Raw genomic sequence first — 1,296 nt, 5'->3', positions numbered from 1 at the left:
TGGCAATTTGCCTGGGTTATTTGAAGCGCAGGTTGCGAGAAACCCTGATGCGATAGCGATAGAGTTTGAAGGTCAGCAGCTCAGTTATGGGGTGCTGAATGATAAAGCAAACCGATTGGCCGGTTACTTACTGCAATTGTGTGACATTCAGACCGATGACCTGGTAGGGATTTGTTTAGACCGCTCGGTGGACATGGTGGTGTCGATACTGGCGGTGCTAAAAGCCGGCGGTGCATATGTGCCGTTAGATCCGGATTATCCACCAAGTCGCCTGTCTTATATGTTGGCTGATGCCAGACCTGTGGTGGTGCTGACTACGACAGCGCACGCGGAGCTGGTGTCTGAGGCGAAGGTAATTTGCCTTGATGAGCTTTCGGTAGAGAGGGCGCTGAGTCAGCAGGGCAAGGTCGGTTTGCCTGAGGTTAAAGCGAATGCGCTGGCGTACATTATTTATACATCGGGTTCGACGGGTCAGCCCAAAGGGGTGATGGTCGAGCATGGTCATGTGCATCGTTTGCTCAGTAGTACAGCGCCAGACTTTGGTTTTAATAGCGATGACTGTTTCTGTTTGTTCCATTCGTTCTCTTTTGACTTTTCGGTTTGGGAGCTTTGGGGGGCATTGGCGTACGGTGGGCGTCTGGTGGTGGTTCCGCGTTGGCAGACCCGTTCACCGGAAGAGTTTTATCAACTGGTTGCAAGTCGTGGTGTGACGGTATTAAACCAGACACCGACAGCGTTTCTCCAGTTTATGGCACAAGATGAGCAGCAAGATCAGTCGCTGGCGTTACGTTATGTGGTGTTTGGTGGTGAGGCGCTGAACCTGCCTTCCTTAAGTGGCTGGGTGGCAAGGCGGGGTGATGACTCCCCACAGTTGATTAACATGTATGGGATCACTGAGACCACGGTGCATGTCACGTTTCGCCGGATCTTTAGTGCTGACATTGCATCGGGTCGTGGCAGTGTGATAGGTCGTCCGCTGTCGGATCTGCGGGTGTATCTGTTAAATGACCGCTTACAGCCAGTGCCGCCAGGGTGCACGGGGGAGATGTATGTTGGCGGTGGCGGTGTGAGTCGGGGATATCTGGGTCGTCCGGAGCTGACGCAGTCGCGCTTTATTGATAATCCTTACGTGGCAGGTCAGCGACTGTATCGTACGGGTGATTTGGGACGTTATCTGGACAATGGTGAGCTGTCATATCAGGGGCGCTGTGATGAGCAAGTGAAGATACGGGGCTTCCGAATCGAGCTTGGTGAGATTGCAGCTCAGTTGTCGTCACTGGAGGAGGTCGATTCCGC

At 53.2% G+C, this 1,296-nt stretch carries 1 protein-coding gene; it reads left to right on the top strand.

What is annotated here, in order from left to right; translation table 11 throughout:
• A partial coding sequence (locus J2W69_RS20595; RefSeq protein ID WP_310282111.1) for an amino acid adenylation domain-containing protein occupies window positions 1-1,296 on the top strand: 1,296 nt, incomplete at both ends.

It is taken from the genome of Rheinheimera soli, assembly GCF_031457405.1.
GTDB lineage: Bacteria > Pseudomonadota > Gammaproteobacteria > Enterobacterales > Alteromonadaceae > Pararheinheimera > Pararheinheimera soli_A.
Note: the sequence above shows the minus strand (reverse complement) of the source record. Positions and strands in the feature narration are given on the sequence as shown.